This is a genomic window from Gluconobacter albidus, assembly GCF_002723915.1.
In the GTDB taxonomy this organism is placed as follows: domain Bacteria; phylum Pseudomonadota; class Alphaproteobacteria; order Acetobacterales; family Acetobacteraceae; genus Gluconobacter; species Gluconobacter albidus.
On record NZ_BEWL01000011.1, the window covers coordinates 72,425 to 87,084 of the forward strand.

The following is a 14,660-nucleotide window of genomic DNA, read 5'->3' on the forward strand; positions in this document are numbered from 1 at the left end:
CCCTCCGACCCGAAAAGAGAGACCCGATGTCTGAAAACATCACCTTCCATGATCTGACCCAGACCGGGACAATCCCCGAAGCCCTGCTGCAACGCACAGAGAGCGACCTGTCGGTCTTCTTCGAGCGCGTCAAACCGATCATCGAGCGCGTCCGCACCGAAGGCGACGCCGCCCTGCGTCATTTCGCACAGGCTTTCGACGGGGTGACCGCCCCCGAAATGAGCATCCGGGCCACGCCGGAAGAGTTCGACGCCGCCTTCGCCAGCATCGAGCCCGACGTTCTCGAATCCATCAAATACGGCATCCGGAACATCCGTCGCTTTCACGAAGCCCAGAAGCCGGAAGAAAGCTGGATGATCGAGGTCCAGCCCGGCATCTGGGCCGGAGACCGCAACATCCCCATAGACTCCGTGGCCTGTTACGTCCCGCGCGGCAAGGGCAGCTTCCCCAGCGTCGTGAACATGACGACCATCCCCGGAAAAGTGGCCGGCGTCCCGCGCCTGATCATCGTCACACCGCCCTCCCCCGACGGCACTGTCGACGCCGGAACCCTCGTGGCCGCCCGCCTCATCGGGGTCGAGGAAGTCTATAAATGCGGCGGCGCACAGGCCGTCGCTGCCGTAGCCTTCGGTACGGAAACCGTGCCCGCCTGCGCCAAGATCGTCGGCCCCGGCAGCCCGTATGTCGTCGCCGCCAAGCGCCTGCTGTCCGACCGGATCGACCCCGGCATCCCCGCAGGCCCCAGCGAAAGCATCATCCTGACCGATGACAGCGTCGATCCGGTTCTGGCCGCGCTGGACCTCATCATCGAGTCCGAACACGGCCCGGATTCCTCCGCCTGGCTCGTCACCAGCAGCCGCCGCGTGGCCGAAGGCGTCATCGCCGCCCTGCCCGCACACTGGGCCGAAATGGACCCCAAACGCGCCGATTTCTCCCGCACCGTTCTGGGCGGCGCCCATGGCGGCGTCATCCTGACCAAAGACTTCAGCGCCGCCGTCGATTTCACAAACGCCTACGCACCCGAACATCTCGAAATCCTGACGGTCGATCCAATGGCGGATCTCGGCCGCATCCGCAACGCAGGCGAAGTCCTCCTCGGCACGGCCTCGCCCGTCACACTGTGCAACTACGTCCTCGGCCCGAACGCCGTGCTCCCCACGAACCGCGCCGCCCGCACCCACTCCCCGCTCTCGGTCCATGACTTCATGAAGCGCATGTCCTTCGCACGCGTCTCGCCCGAAGCGTACCCCGAAGCCGCACGCCATGCGGAACGTTTCGCCCGGTACGAAAACTTCTCAGGCCATGCCCGCGCCGTCTCCTCGGCCCGCCCCATGCCGAAGATCCAACCCCGATGAACCCCGAAGCGGCCAGCAACACACCCGCCAGCACCGGCCCCGTCAACGCGGCAGGCATCCTCGCCGCGGCCCGGAGCGGAAACCCCGCTCTGGCTGCAGACCTCCTGTCGCGCATGATCGCGGAAGAATTCGGCTTCCACATCACGGACGTCACACTCGGCGCAGACGATTACAGCCTGAACTCCGTCAACGGGTTCATGACCCGTGACACCGGAGAACGCTTTTTCTTCAAATTCCACCATGAAGAAAACGAAGACTCCGTCCTTCAGGAATTCTACAGGGGCGAAATCCTGCTCGAAGCCGGATTTCCGGTCGATATGCCCGCCCATGTCTGCCGCCGTGTCGGGCGGCAGATCCTGCTCTACCCGCTCAAAACCATCCCGAAACTCGCCGATGCCGCCCGCGCCGCTGACGGTGACACGCCCCTGCCCGGCGCGGATGCCCCGGCCCTCAGACATGCCCAGCAGGACCTGGACGCGCTGAGCGCCACGCTCTACCTGCGCTCATGGCACCCGATCACCGGCCAACAGAGCGCGGACGAACCCATCCATCAGCTCTTTCACCATCGCCTCACCACCCCGGATCAACCGCCCGGCACGCTCGGCAGCCGCGCAACGAAATTCTTCGCTCCCGAACGGACTTTCACATTCCCGGACGCAACCCTGAGCGGCCACGAGCTTCTCGAACTGCACTGGGTGATCGACGGCATCCGCTACGACCGCACCCTGAAAGACTGCTTTCACAACGCGCTGAAAAACCTGTCTCCCGAGGCACTGGCCCAAAGCGGCGGCGTGGTGGCTCACGGAGACGCCCATAACGCAAATGTCTGGTTCAACCCAGACACCACCAGCCTCACCCTGTTCGACCCCGCTTTCGCCGGACGCCACATCCCGGCCCTGCTGGCCGAAATCAAGGCCACGTTTCACAACATTTTCGCCCATGCGGACTGGCTCTATCATTCCGCAGAGCTGAAAACCCGCCCCGAAATCCGGATCAGCAACGGAACGGCGTTCGTCACGACAAACTGGTCGCTCCCGCCCCTGCGACAGACCTTCCTTCAGGACAAGGCCCGCCTCCTGTGGCGCCCCCTGCTCGAAGGTCTGGCGCAGCGGGATGCACTTCCCGACAACTGGCGCGAAACAATCCGCTCCGGCCTGTTCTGCTGCCCCACCCTCGTCATGGATCTCTGCGCCCGGTCGGAAGAAAACCCCAAAAGCCGCCACACGCCCGCCTCCTCCCTGACCGGTCTGGCCATCGCCCTGATGTGCGGGGCAGAACCCGAAAGCGCGGACGTAATCTCACGCTTTCTGGGGACTATCGACCCGTCCAGTACAATGCCAGAGTGGAACGATCTCTGAACCAGAAAACGGGAAAGATCCTGCCTTCATGAACCCGTCCCACAACAAGACCGTTCAGGAAACCGCAACATCGGCGTTTGCCGTTGAAAACGAAACGATCTTTCCCATCCCCGAAGACCGCCGCCACGGCAACGCCTGGTCGCTGCTGATGGTCTGGATCGGCGCCAACCAGAACATCATGGCCGTCATGACCGGCCTGCTGTACCCGACCATCTGCCACCTCTCCCTCGGCTGGTCCCTCCTCGCCATTCTCTCGGGCAACCTGCTGGGCGGAATCTTCATGGCCCTCCACGCCGCACAGGGTCCCCATCTCGGCATCCCGCAGATGCAGCAGACCCGCGGTCAGTTCGGCTCCACCGGCAGCCTGCTGATCATTGCCATCATCATCCTGATGTATGTCGGCTTCACCGCGACCTTTTTCGCCATCAGCCGCGAACAGATCGTGCAGGTCTTCGGCCCTTCCGTCAGCCAGCTTCCCATCTGGATTTCCGTCCTCGTCATCGGCGCCCTCTGCGCAATCGGTCATGACGTGATCGAGCGCTTCATCTCCGGCTTCATTCCCGTCGCCGCCATTACGTTCGTCCTGCTGGCCTTCGCCTATATGTCCGCATCCGGCGGCCATCTCGCCCAGCCGTTCTGGCAGTCCCCCACACCCCACGACTTCCTGACGGCCCTGTCGCTCGGCGTCCTGTGGCAGATCGCCTACGCCCCCTATGTTTCCGATTACACCCGCTACCTCCCCTCCGCGACCGGAGAGCGCACGGCGTTTCTCGTCTGCCTGACCGGCAGCGTCATCGGCACCGCATTCCCGACTTTCATCGGCTCCTATCTCGGCAGCACCGGCTTTTCGGGAACCATGTACGACGCCGTCAGGCCCTGGTCCCCGCTGCTGCCCATGGCCCTGTTCGCGGTCATCATGGTCTCGACGCTGGTGAGCTGCACCATGCAGATCTACTGCGCCGCCCTCTCGTCCCTGACCTTCCTCCAGACATTCCGCCCCAACTGGACCCCGACCAGCCGCTCCCGCGCCTTCGCCGCGCTCACATTGTGCCTGTGTTGCGCCGTCATCACGATCAATCTGACCGGAAACGTGCTGGAAATCCTCGACAACGTCATCGCGCTGCTCCTCGCCGTCCTGTCTCCGTGGACGGCCATCAACCTCGTTGATTATTATTTAGTCCGGCACGGGGCCTACGATATTCCTTCCCTGTTCCGACACGACGGCGGCGTCTACGGCCGCGCCAACCGCCCGGCCCTGCTGTGCTACGCCATCGGCGTCATCGTCCAGATTCCGTTCCTGTCAAACGGCCTCTATACCGGCCCGCTCGCCCGCGCCCTTGGCGGTATCGACGTCTCATGGATCATCGGAATTCTCGTCCCCGGCGGCCTTTATCTGGCCCTGTCCCGCAACCGGAACTGACGCTCCATCGGCCTGCGGACGCCTTCTTCGGTTTTTCCGAAGCGCTTCCCCATACATCCGTTCTTTAACTCATCGCACCGAATTGCGACCATTCCTCTATCGCACCAAACCCCGCATGAGATGCGAAGAGTTTGAGGAAACAGTTCCATGCCCGTCCACACCCGAATCCGCCCCTTCAATACGAAGGACACCTACCCCGAACAGGCCCTCGACAACGATCTCTGTCAGGCCGTCGTCGCAGGCAACACCGTCTATGTCCGCGGACAGGTCCCGCAGGATCTCGACACGCGTGAAAACGTCTGCGTCGGCGACCCGGTCGGACAGGCCCACAAGGTCATGGAAAACATCACCCTTCTCCTCAAGGAATCCGGCTCCGACCTCTCCCATATCTGCAAGGTCACGGTCTACCTCACCGACATCCGCTACCGCGAAGCCACCTACCGCGTCCTGGGGCAGCACCTCAAAGGGGTCTTTCCCGTCTTCACGGGACTGGTCGTCGTCGCCCTCGCCCGGCCGGAATGGCTGATCGAAGTGGACGTCATCGCCGTCATCCCCGGCTGACCACACACCTCAAGCCCTCCTCCCTAACGCACGTCCCGCGCCGCACGGGCCATTCATGCCGAGGTACCGCCATGCAGACGAAATCCCTGTTTTCACGCCATTGTTTGCTTCTCTCCTCGACAATTCTCCTGCTGGGAGGAGGCACGAAAACAGCCTTTGCGGCCCCGGGAAAACACCACATCCCCGCCCATAGCACCCAGCCCCATGCTGCAACGCCCGCCCCAGCCCCGGCGCGCCCAAAACGCACTGCCGTGGACAACACCGGCCCCGGAGAAACGATCAACGTCTCCGTCAGCCGCCACAGACCGGGCGGCGGCCTGATCAAACGCGAAACCGCGGCCCGCTCCGTCAGCACCGTGTCGCACGAATTCATTGCCAAACAGTCCCCGGCCTCCAACACCCTGGCCCTCGTCACCCTCTCCCCCGGCGCCAACGTCGCCATGGGAGACCCCTTCGGCGTCACCGACCAGTCCTCCGTCAGCGTCCGCGGCCTCAACCAGCAGGAAATCGGCTATATCTTCGAAGGCGCGCCGATGAACGACCCGGACAACTACACTCCCAATTCCTCGGAATGGGTGGACAGCGAGAACATGGAGAGTGTCCAGCTTCAGCAGGGCGCGCCGGATATTGAAATTCCGACCGTTTATTCTGCGGGTGGCACGATGAATGTGCGGATCCGCAACCCGGAATATACGCGTTCGGGACAGGTGGATGTGAGCTATGGGTCGCATCAGATGAACCGGCAGTTTCTGCGGTATGATACCGGGGAGATCGGGCATACGGGGCTGCGGGCGTTTGCGTCGTTTTCGAACCTGACCAGCCGGGCTTGGCGTGGGCCGGGGCGGAACCTGCGCCGGCATATGGATTTCAAGGCGATCAAGGACTGGGCGCCGGAGAGCTATACGTCCCTGTCTTTCACGTACAACAACGAGAACACGGCCTGGTACAGCACACCTTCTCTGGCTGCCTGGAACAAGAGCGGGCTTGGCGGCGGGATCAATCTGGACGGCACCTACAAGTTTGGCGATTCCAACTATTACAAGGGGTTCCAGACGAACTGGACGGATTATTTCCTGAGCAGTCAGTCCCATCTCGCACTGACGCACAAGCTTTCGCTGGATATTACGCCCTATTTCTATCACGGGTCGGGCAATTACCCGCTGGGCGTCTATACGATCCCGACGAGTGGCACCTATTATGACGGCACGCAGCCCATCAATGGCCAGCTTGCGGGCAACACCTATTCCCAGGATGGCAATGTCGCCGCGAAATGGGACTGGTATGGACGCGAGAGCTATACCGGGCTGAATGCGGCCCTGCATTACGATTCCGGCATCAATCATCTGGTGGCTGGTGCGTGGTACGGGTACAGCGACATGAATGTGAGCGAGCCGTTCTCCGGGCTGGATGAAGCGGGGAATGTTTCAAGCTCCCTGCTCAAGCTAACGGACGGGACCGTTCTGAATGGCTGGCGGTATCATACGATCACGCAGATGGTCGGGCTGTATGTCGGGGACGAGGTGCGGCTGCTCAATGACCGGCTGCATATCAATGTCGGGTTCAAGGAAGTCATGACCGCGCGTAACGGGACGCTCCAGCAGCCCGGTCCGCAGTATGCCGTCGGCTACAACTCGGCCGAGCCGCTGCCGCGCATGTCGATCAGCTACAAGGTGAATGACAACATCCAGCTTTTCGCCAATGCGACGACGAGCTTCCGCGTGCCGATGGGGTCTGCGTTCTACAACCAGTATAACAGCCCGTATGATGCGAGCCTTTACCAGACGGCGAACACGCATCTGAAGGACGAATACAGCATCGCCGAGGAACTGGGCGCGCGGTATCACAACAACTGGGTCATGGGGTCGGTGACGCTGTTCAACTACAACTTCGTTCACCACGCCATCAACCAGTACATCAATGCCGTTCCGTACTTCCTCGATGCGGGTGGGATGACGTCGCGGGGTGTGGATGCGGAGCTGGGCTTTACGCCCTGGCATCACTTCTCTCCGTATGTGTCGGCGGAATATCTTTATGCGACCAACGACAACAACATCACGATGGGCGGTGTGACCTATGCCACGAAGGGCAAGATCGCGACCTCCGCGCCGCGCTGGATGGCGGCGATTGGCGTTCAGTATGATGACGGAACGTTCTTCGGCAGCGTGTCGATGAAATATGTCGACAAGGAATACGGCACGTTCATGAATGACGAGCGCATTCCGGGCCACAAGCAGGTGGATATGATGCTGGGTGCGCGCACGCATGACATCGGGTTTTTCAAGAAGCCGAGCATCCGCCTGAACATCGTCAATCTGGGCGACAGCCACTACCTGTCGGGCGTTTACAGCACGGGGCCGGTTGCGGGGACGTCCAGCTATTATGTGGCGCCGTCCTTTGCCTGTCTTGCGACCGTTTCCACAGGGTTCTGAGGATCATGCAGAACGATCTGTCCCGCTCTTTCGATTTCATCGTCGTGGGCGCTGGTTCTGCGGGATGCGTGGTTGCCAACCGTCTCAGCGCTGACGGGCGTTTCAGCGTCTGTCTCGTGGAGGCGGGGGGCGGCGACCATACGCCGCGAATCCGCGTTCCGGCGGGGACGATAACGCTCTACAAAAGCCGGCGCTTCGCCTATCAGTTCCACTCAACCCCGCAGGAGCATCTGGCGGGGCGGCGCATTCATGTGCCGCGTGGCAAGGCGCTGGGCGGGTCCACCACGCTCAACAGCATGATCTATATCCGGGGCGACCGCACGGATTACGACCACTGGCAGGCTCTGGGCTGTGCGGGCTGGGGATGGGACGACGTTCTGCGCGAGTTCCGGGACCTCGAACACTGTCACCGGCAGCTTGATCCGGCGTATCACGGCTTCAGGGGCGAGCTGGATGTCACGACGCCGCGCGACGTCAATCCGCTGTCGCGACGTTTTGTTCAGGCCGGTGTCAGCGCGGGGTTGCCGGAGAATACCGATTTCAACGGTGCGACGCTGGAAGGCGTGGGCCTGTATGACGTGACCCAGCGCAACGGCTATCGGCTGAGTGCGTATCGGGCGTTTGTTCATCCGATCCTGAAGCGGCCGAATTTCAGCCTGATGTCGGGCGTTCAGGTCCGCAATCTGGTGATCGAGGACCGGGTGGCGCGGGGCGTCGTGGTCGTTCAGGACGGCACGGCCCGACTGCTGCGGGCGGAGCGGGAAATCGTGCTGTGTGCGGGGGCGATCGGCTCTCCGCAGATCCTGATGGCGTCCGGGATCGGGCGCAGCGCGGATCTGATCGCGGCGGGGATTTCGCCGGTGCATCACCTGCCGGGCGTGGGCCAGAACCTTCAGGATCATCTGGACGGGCTGGTCACGGTGCGCTCGAACGATCATCGGACACTGGGATTTTCCGGCCGGTCGCTGCCGTCCGTGCTGATGTCTCCGCTCCGGTTCCTGTTCGGGCGCAAGGGGTGGCTGACCACGAATTATGTCGAAGCCGGGGGATTTGCGCGTACGTCCCTTGCCCGCGATGGCGTGCCGGATATCCAGTTTCATTTCGTGCCCGGCTATCGCAGTCCGCGCGGGCGGCTGTTTGAATGGGGGCATGGGATTGCGATCCATACCTGTGTTCTGCGGCCCAAAAGCCGGGGCAGCATCCGGCTGGCGACGGATGGCTCAAACCAGCCGGTCATTGATTTCAGTTTCGCATCAGACCCGCACGATCTGGACGTTCTGTGCGAAGGCATCCGCGCCGCGCGGCACATTCTGGCGCAGGGGGCCTTTGACGGAACCCGTGGCACGGAAGTCGCGCCCGGCGAGGCCGTGGCGGACAACGCCCAGATCCTGGAGTATCTGCGGCGGAGTGCAGCTACGGTCTTTCATCCTGCCGGGACATGCCGCATGGGCGTGGATGACGATGCGGTTGTGACGCCGCGCCTGACGGTACGCGGGATTTCGGGGCTGCGGGTGGCGGATGCGTCGATCATGCCGACGCTCATCAGCGGCAACACCAGCGCCCCGAGCATGATGATCGGGGCGAAGGCGGCGCGGATGATTCTGCAGGACGTCGCCTGAGAAAAATGGGGGGCCTTAACGGTCCCCAGGCACACCGTATGAAGGTGCGGAAAGCGGGTTGAGGCCGCGTGTGACGTAGTCGCGCATCTGGGGCTGCCAGAGCGTCCACAGGCTCCGCAGATCGACGAGCGGGGCGTCGCTCCAGTCCACACGCAGGTCCACCAGCGGCCAGCTCTGCTCTTCCACGACGATCAGCCCGGCGGAGTGGACCGGACCGGCTTCCCCGCCTGCTGCGAGACCGGCTTCCATGGCGAGCATCAGCCGTTCGGCCAGCTCCAGCGACGGGCTGGAGGCGTTGAAGGCGTCCTTCATGAGAGCCGGGACGTTCGTGCTGGCCAGCATGTTGCCTGCGGCGGCGACATTGGTTCCGGCAATCTCGGCGTGACAGCCCAGAACCTGCTCTCCGGCCCAGAGTGCGGTGCTGCCGATGCGGTCGAGGACGACGAGCTGTCGGAACGCCGCAAAAGCGTTGCCGCGGACCAGAATGTCCCGGCATTCCGCTGCCGTTGCGCCCCGCTCCAGCAGGTCCAGCCCGGCGGGACCGAGGCGGGGATCGGTGATGTTCTGGGTGGCGACGACGCCGACACCGGCTCTGGCGAAGGCGCAGCGGCTGGCGACGGCGGGAGAGGACGACGAAACCGCCATCCCGAACTGGCCGGTGCGTTCACAGCGGGCGATAATGGAAAAGGTCATGGGCGGTGTCTTTCATGAAACGCGCGGCGTCTGGGTGGCTCATCGTCTGAGGTGGTCGAGCACCCCGTCAAGGAAGCGTTCTGCGTCGGCCAATTCGGGCAGGGTAATGTATTCGTCGGCCTTGTGGGCGCGCGCGATGGAACCGGGGCCGCAGACGATGCAGTCTAGTCCAAGCTGTTCGCCCAGAAGCCCCGCTTCAGTGCCGAAATCAATGACGCCGACCTGATTTTGCCCGGCTTCGTGCAGGGCAAGAGAGCAGATGTCGCTCGAGGCGGTGGCGTTCAGGCCGGGATAGGCATTCGTGATCCGCAGTTCGATCTCGCCGCCGCCGAGTTTTTCCGTGGCCTGACGGGCGGCGTCTTCCAGCCAGGCCAGATAGGGCGCGCCTTCATAGCCGGGCAGAAGGCGCAGTTCGGCTGTGATCGTACACAGGTCCGGGACGATGTTCAGCGCCGCTCCACCGGAAATCAGGCCTGCCTGCACGGTGGAGAACGGAACGCCAAAGCGTGTGTCGTGCCGTTCGGTCTGGCGGATATGCTCCTGCAACCGCGAAAGGGCGGCAATCATGTCGCCTGCGAGAGTGATGGCGCTTTTGCCTAGGAACGGGTTTGCAGAATGGGCAGCCTGTCCGTGGCAGATGATTTCGAACGCGATTTTCCCTTTATGGGCGAGGGCGACCTGCATCCCCGTCGGCTCGCCGACGATGCAGCCGAGCGCACCCTGATCGTCGAATTCGTCGTCTTCGCGGATGCCTGCGATCAGGGAGCGGACCCCGAGGCAGCCGAGCTCTTCGTCATGGGAGATGGCGAGGTAAAGCGGGCGTTTGAGCGGCGGCGCACCCTCCGCGCCAGCCTTGCGGGCGAGGTTCAGCATACAGGCCAGGAAGCCTTTCATGTCGCTGCTGCCCCGGCCATACAGCCGGTCTTCGCGCCGTGTGAGGACGAACGGGTCCGACGACCAGTTCTGGCCGGTGACCGGCACCACGTCCGCATGGGCGGACAGGACGATGCCGCCTGCCGTCTTTGGGCCAATCGTGGCGAACAGGCTATAGCGCCCCGGAACACCGTTGGAGGTGTCTCCGGGGATGCAGCGTACCCGCGCGCCGGAGGCCAGAAGATGCGCCTCGATCCACTCTATGATGTCTCCGTTCGGCAGCCCGCAGACGCTGGGAAAGCCGATGAGCGACGAGAGGATGCTCTCGATTTCGGAAACGGACACCGGGCGCCTCCGCCGTCAGCCTGCCAGAGCCAGGCGGCGGTCTGCGATATGCTCTCCGAGATAGTCCGCATCGTGCCATACGCCCCAAATGAACGGAGAAGCGCGCCGCGACAGCCAGGCCAGCCCCAGGAAATAGAGGCCCGACACAACGGAGACGCCACGGTCGTGGCGGGGGGCGCCACGGGCATCGAGGACGTCGATGTCGATCCAGCTGAAATCGAACTTGTAGCCGGTGGCCCAGATGACGGTTTTGATCCCGGCTGCTTTCAGGTCGAGGCTCAGGATCGGGTCTGTGGCGCAGGCCGGGAGGGCGCCGATGTTGCGGGCTTCGGGCTCTTCGGGGAGGTCCAGCCCGTTTGCCGTGACATAGGCATCTGCGGCGTCGAGCATCGACAGGTAGTTGGCGTCGCCGCCTTCGATATTCTTCCGAAGGTCCTGAGCGAAATGCAGGCAGCCGTTCTCGAAGCTCTCGGTCCGGCCCAGCAGGGTCATGCCGCTGGCGGCGAGGTCACGGAAATCGACGGTGTGGCCGCCATGAGCGCCGCTGACGGCGATGGTGACGTGTTCCGTATCGGGGCTGGGGACTTTCATGTCCCACAATCCCAGAACGCCGAGCCACCAGACGAAATCGCGGCCGCGGTAGCGGCGGGGCGGACGGTCATGCGGGCCGACGGACAGCCAGACGTCCCGCCCCGAAGCCCGCAGTTCGTCTGCTATCTGCGCGCCGGATGAGCCGGCCCCGATGACCAGAACACCGCCATCGGCAATCTGCTGCGGATTTTTGTAGCTGTTCGAGTGCATCTGAAGCACATCGAACTCGGCGGGAATGATGTCGGGGAAGGATGGTTTCTGGAACGGCCCTGTCGCAACCACAACGTTCTGTGCCCTGATGGTGCCGTCTGCCGTTTGCGCTTCAAATCCGATGCCGTCCGGGGATTTTCGGAGATGACGTATTTCGACGCCGCAGCGAATGGGCATGTTGATCTGGGTCGCGTAGGATTCGAAATAGTCGACAATCTGGGCACGCGGGGCAAAGCCGTCGGGGGCTGTTTTGTCGAATGTCCGGTTCGGAAAACGGTCGTGCCAGGCGGGGCCGTTGGCGACAAGGGAATCCCAGCGTTCGGCACGCCATCTCTGGGCAATGTTTCCGCGTTCCACGGCGAGATGTGGCACCCCTCTTTTGCCCAGGTGTTCGCTCATCGCCACGCCGGCCTGGCCCGCGCCAATGATGAGGGTATCGACGTTTTCCGTTGTCATGCTGGACATTTCCTACTGGACTGACAGAAGAATTCTTCCACAACTCAGGAAGACCTCTCCGTTGTTTTATGGAAACGATATGCCTCGAGAAACAATCGAATTGATTATCGTTGCTTAGTCTTTTCCTAAGAGTTTTCCTGCGTGCTGCATCGGAAAAACGGGGGGATGAATTTGATAAATCCGTCTTTGCCGTCCATCGGCGACTCTCTAGAAGATCAGGAAGACCGATATTTCAGACCATCTTGCTCAGGGACCGCCTTCATGACCGCGCATGACGAGAAAAAAGCACGGATTGATCTTGCTGCCGCCTTCCGTCTTGCGGCCCGGCTTGGCATGCATGAGGCAGTGGCAAACCATTTCAGCATGTCGGTTTCGCCGGACGGTTCGCGGTTTCTCATCAACCCGAAATGGCGACATTTCTCGCGGATCCGGGCGAGCGACCTGATCCTGGTCGATACGAACGATGCCGACAGTCTGGCGTCCTGCGATCTGGACCCGACGGCATGGGCCATCCACGGACAGTTGCATCGTCTGAATCCGGCCGCACAGGTCGCGATGCACCTGCATCCGGTCTACAGCACGACGATTTCCACGCTGCGTGACCCCACGATTTTACCGATCGACCAGAATACGGCCCGGTATTTCAACCGGGTTGCCGTGGATACCCAGTATGGAGGCATGGCAGACAGCGAGGCGGAAGGCGCGCGCCTGGCATCTCTTCTGAAAGACAGAACGCGGCTGATGATGGGCAATCACGGCGTGCTGATCGTTGCGGAAACGGTTGGAGAAGCGTTTGACGACATGTACACGATCGAACGCGCGTGCCAGATCCTCGTAACCGCCTATTCCACGGGACGTGAGCTTTCCATCCTGTCGGACGACGTGGCGGAGAGAACGGCACAGGACTGGGAAAAGATCCGGGATTTTTCCATCAGGCATTTCGAGGAAATGAAGCTTATCCTCGATCGTGAAGAACCCGATTACGCCGAGTAATCGGGGCCGGGTCTAGGTCAGGGGTTTCATGCCGGGGATTGCGGTGTCGGAAATCGAGGAACGGCAGTGATGGACGAAAAGGTCCAGCAGGCGCGATTTGCGGACGCCCTGCCATGTTGCCATGCCAATGACCATCGGGCGGTGATCGCCTGACAGCCGCACGCGGACGACCTTCTTGCCGTCGAGGGCCATGTCGGAACAGGGGCGGACATTTGCCAGCGTATAGCCGTAGCCGTTGGCGACCATGGTCCGCACCACTTCCTGTTCGGCGGAGCGGGCGTAGATATTGGGTTGCAGGCCCTCATGGTGATAGAGGGCGTTGAAATACTGCCTGCTGAGGGGAAGGTCGAGGAAGATCATCGGCTCGGCGGCAAGCTCGGCCAGATCCACGGACGAACGCTGCGCCAGATGATGGTTTTCGCTGACGAGAACATGGGGCGGAAGGCTCGCCAGAGGGACGAACTCGATCCCGGTAGGAAGATGAAGGTCGTAGGTAATGGCGATGTCGATTTCAGCCTGTTTGAGTTTTTCGGCCAGCCATTCGTGATTGGACGCCACCTGCCGGATTTCGGCGGCGGGGTAGCGCGTACAGAAGCTGTGGACGAGTTCAGGCATGATCATGGGCGCAAGCGTGACCATTGATCCGACCGAGAGCGTTCCCCTCACCTGATCCGTGGTTTCCGCAGCCAGGGAATAGAGATTTTCAGCCATTCCCAGAACGCGCTTGGCTTCTTCCATCAGGATCTGCCCCACGGATGTCAGGGACAGGCCCTGTGCGTGGTGGCGGATGAAGAGCTGGACGTTCAGTTCGAGTTCCAGATGGGAAATCGCCGTCGAGATGGAAGGCTGCGAAATCGAGAGGCGCTCGGACGCATGCCGGATCGAGCCTGCCTCTCCGGCGGCGACAAAATACTCTAACTGGCGGAGTGTATAACGCATGAAGGCAGCATAACGCATCCGGTGCGGGACGCATAACCGGAATATCGTCAGGACTGGACTGCATCCAGAAGGATTTTTCCCAGACTGTCACAAATGCCCGGCGGGTGACCCTTGATGGAGAAAGCCACGCCCAGAACCAGCCCCGTCGTCTCGACGCTGCTCTGGGGGATCGACACCGCGACGCCTCCGACACCGCTGATGAGGGTGCCCTGATCCGTCGTGTATCCGGCACTTCTGGCGCGGGCGATATTTTCAAGCAGGATTTCGGAGTGACGCCTTGGTCTTTTTTTCTGCAGGACGCCGTTGATGGTTTCGTCAGGGCAGCCTGCCAGGATCATGGTGGCACCGGGGCCGAAACCCAGTGGCACCCGGCCGCCCACACCCTGCGTCAGAGAGGGTATTATTTCGTCCCCAAAATAAGCGTCGATGCAGATCGCGCAGTCGTTGGAGCGGGCGAGAAGGAAAGCGGCGTCGTTTTCCCGCAGGGGCAGTCCCGCAATGACGCGGCGCAGACGGCGACTGTGGATCAGGTGGAACTGTGCCTCCGTCAGGTGAAACTGTCCGGCTGGTGCGAGAATATAACGTCTCGTCTGTGGGACGCGGGTGACGAGATGTTCCTGCATCAGGGAGGCCAGAAGCCGGTGTGTGGTGGCTTTTGGAAGTTCGCAGAGTGTGGCCAGATTTCCCAGTTCCTCCCCGCTTATACCGGAAGAGGACAGCGCTTTCAGGATACAGGCTGCCTTGCGAACTGCGTTTTTCGATTCGTTTCGCATCTGCCGTTCCACCATTTGGAATTCTTTGAAAGATTAATCCAAGAC

Annotated in this window: 12 protein-coding genes; 7 read left to right on the forward strand and 5 right to left on the reverse strand. The window is 62.0% G+C overall.

Features of this window, described 5'->3' with window-relative positions; all coding sequences use genetic code 11:
• The first annotated feature begins 26 nt into the window (after nucleotides 1-26).
• The 6 genes from hisD (at nucleotide 27) to GAL01_RS12430 (ending at nucleotide 8,742) form a co-directional block, all read left to right on the forward strand.
• Complete coding sequence (gene hisD, locus GAL01_RS12405; RefSeq protein WP_061510420.1) at nucleotides 27-1,355, forward strand: histidinol dehydrogenase; 1,329 nt, start codon at nucleotides 27-29, stop codon at nucleotides 1,353-1,355.
• Nucleotides 1,352-2,713: a hypothetical protein gene (locus GAL01_RS12410; protein ID WP_062032403.1), complete on the forward strand. Its 1,362-nt coding sequence runs from the start codon at nucleotides 1,352-1,354 to the stop codon at nucleotides 2,711-2,713. The genes hisD and GAL01_RS12410 overlap by 4 nt, the downstream gene beginning before the upstream one ends.
• Nucleotides 2,714-2,741: 28 nt before the next feature.
• On the forward strand, nucleotides 2,742-4,133 hold the full coding sequence (locus GAL01_RS12415) for a purine-cytosine permease family protein (RefSeq protein ID WP_062032400.1): 1,392 nt from the start codon (nucleotides 2,742-2,744) through the stop codon (nucleotides 4,131-4,133).
• A 147-nt stretch (nucleotides 4,134-4,280) separates the two neighbouring features.
• Nucleotides 4,281-4,694, forward strand: coding sequence for a RidA family protein (locus tag GAL01_RS12420; protein ID WP_062032396.1), 414 nt, complete (start codon nucleotides 4,281-4,283; stop codon nucleotides 4,692-4,694).
• Nucleotides 4,695-4,765: 71 nt separating this feature from the next.
• Nucleotides 4,766-7,123, forward strand: coding sequence for a TonB-dependent receptor (locus GAL01_RS12425; RefSeq protein WP_062032391.1), 2,358 nt, complete (start codon nucleotides 4,766-4,768; stop codon nucleotides 7,121-7,123).
• A gap of 5 nt (nucleotides 7,124-7,128) precedes the next feature.
• On the forward strand, nucleotides 7,129-8,742 hold the full coding sequence (locus tag GAL01_RS12430; protein ID WP_062032387.1) for a GMC family oxidoreductase: 1,614 nt from the start codon (nucleotides 7,129-7,131) through the stop codon (nucleotides 8,740-8,742).
• A gap of 15 nt (nucleotides 8,743-8,757) precedes the next feature.
• Here GAL01_RS12430 and GAL01_RS12435 read toward each other — a convergent pair whose 3' ends face one another.
• From GAL01_RS12435 to GAL01_RS12445, 3 genes are read right to left on the reverse strand one after another with little or no spacing between them, the layout of a single operon-like run.
• Nucleotides 8,758-9,435 carry a DUF1028 domain-containing protein gene (locus GAL01_RS12435; protein WP_062032384.1) on the reverse strand — a complete coding sequence of 226 codons (678 nt, stop codon included), beginning with the start codon at nucleotides 9,433-9,435 and terminating at the stop codon, nucleotides 8,758-8,760.
• Nucleotides 9,436-9,474: 39 nt separating this feature from the next.
• On the reverse strand, nucleotides 9,475-10,653 hold the full coding sequence (argE, locus tag GAL01_RS12440; protein WP_062032380.1) for an acetylornithine deacetylase: 1,179 nt from the start codon (nucleotides 10,651-10,653) through the stop codon (nucleotides 9,475-9,477).
• 15 nt (nucleotides 10,654-10,668) lie between these two features.
• Nucleotides 10,669-11,910 (reverse strand): flavin-containing monooxygenase, encoded by a 1,242-nt coding sequence (locus tag GAL01_RS12445; protein WP_062032540.1) that lies wholly within the window; start codon nucleotides 11,908-11,910, stop codon nucleotides 10,669-10,671.
• Between the two features lie 261 nt (nucleotides 11,911-12,171).
• On the opposite strand from GAL01_RS12445, the gene GAL01_RS12450 reads away from it, so the two are divergent.
• Complete coding sequence (locus GAL01_RS12450; protein ID WP_062032375.1) at nucleotides 12,172-12,903, forward strand: class II aldolase/adducin family protein; 732 nt, start codon at nucleotides 12,172-12,174, stop codon at nucleotides 12,901-12,903.
• A 12-nt stretch (nucleotides 12,904-12,915) separates the two neighbouring features.
• Here GAL01_RS12450 and GAL01_RS12455 read toward each other — a convergent pair whose 3' ends face one another.
• The gene (locus tag GAL01_RS12455) at nucleotides 12,916-13,842 is read right to left on the reverse strand and encodes a LysR substrate-binding domain-containing protein (protein WP_062032537.1); all 927 of its coding nucleotides are present in this window, start codon (nucleotides 13,840-13,842) and stop codon (nucleotides 12,916-12,918) included.
• A 47-nt stretch (nucleotides 13,843-13,889) separates the two neighbouring features.
• A complete protein-coding gene (locus GAL01_RS12460; RefSeq protein ID WP_169926428.1) occupies nucleotides 13,890-14,615 on the reverse strand; it encodes a helix-turn-helix domain-containing protein in 726 nt (241 codons plus the stop codon).
• Between the last annotated feature and the right edge of the window lie 45 nt (nucleotides 14,616-14,660).

What these genes read in the sequence shown, in the direction of transcription:
- GAL01_RS12450 (WP_062032375.1), top strand. Translation starts at nt 12,172, where the DNA reads ATGACCGCGCATGACGAGAAAAAAGCACGGATTGATCTTGCTGCCGCC.
- GAL01_RS12435 (WP_062032384.1), bottom strand. Translation starts at nt 9,435, where the DNA reads ATGACCTTTTCCATTATCGCCCGCTGTGAACGCACCGGCCAGTTCGGG.
- GAL01_RS12460 (WP_169926428.1), bottom strand. Translation starts at nt 14,615, where the DNA reads ATGCGAAACGAATCGAAAAACGCAGTTCGCAAGGCAGCCTGTATCCTG.
- GAL01_RS12425 (WP_062032391.1), top strand. Translation starts at nt 4,766, where the DNA reads ATGCAGACGAAATCCCTGTTTTCACGCCATTGTTTGCTTCTCTCCTCG.
- GAL01_RS12455 (WP_062032537.1), bottom strand. Translation starts at nt 13,842, where the DNA reads ATGCGTTATACACTCCGCCAGTTAGAGTATTTTGTCGCCGCCGGAGAG.
- GAL01_RS12415 (WP_062032400.1), top strand. Translation starts at nt 2,742, where the DNA reads ATGAACCCGTCCCACAACAAGACCGTTCAGGAAACCGCAACATCGGCG.
- GAL01_RS12420 (WP_062032396.1), top strand. Translation starts at nt 4,281, where the DNA reads ATGCCCGTCCACACCCGAATCCGCCCCTTCAATACGAAGGACACCTAC.
- GAL01_RS12445 (WP_062032540.1), bottom strand. Translation starts at nt 11,910, where the DNA reads ATGACAACGGAAAACGTCGATACCCTCATCATTGGCGCGGGCCAGGCC.
- GAL01_RS12430 (WP_062032387.1), top strand. Translation starts at nt 7,129, where the DNA reads ATGCAGAACGATCTGTCCCGCTCTTTCGATTTCATCGTCGTGGGCGCT.
- GAL01_RS12410 (WP_062032403.1), top strand. Translation starts at nt 1,352, where the DNA reads ATGAACCCCGAAGCGGCCAGCAACACACCCGCCAGCACCGGCCCCGTC.
- hisD (WP_061510420.1), top strand. Translation starts at nt 27, where the DNA reads ATGTCTGAAAACATCACCTTCCATGATCTGACCCAGACCGGGACAATC.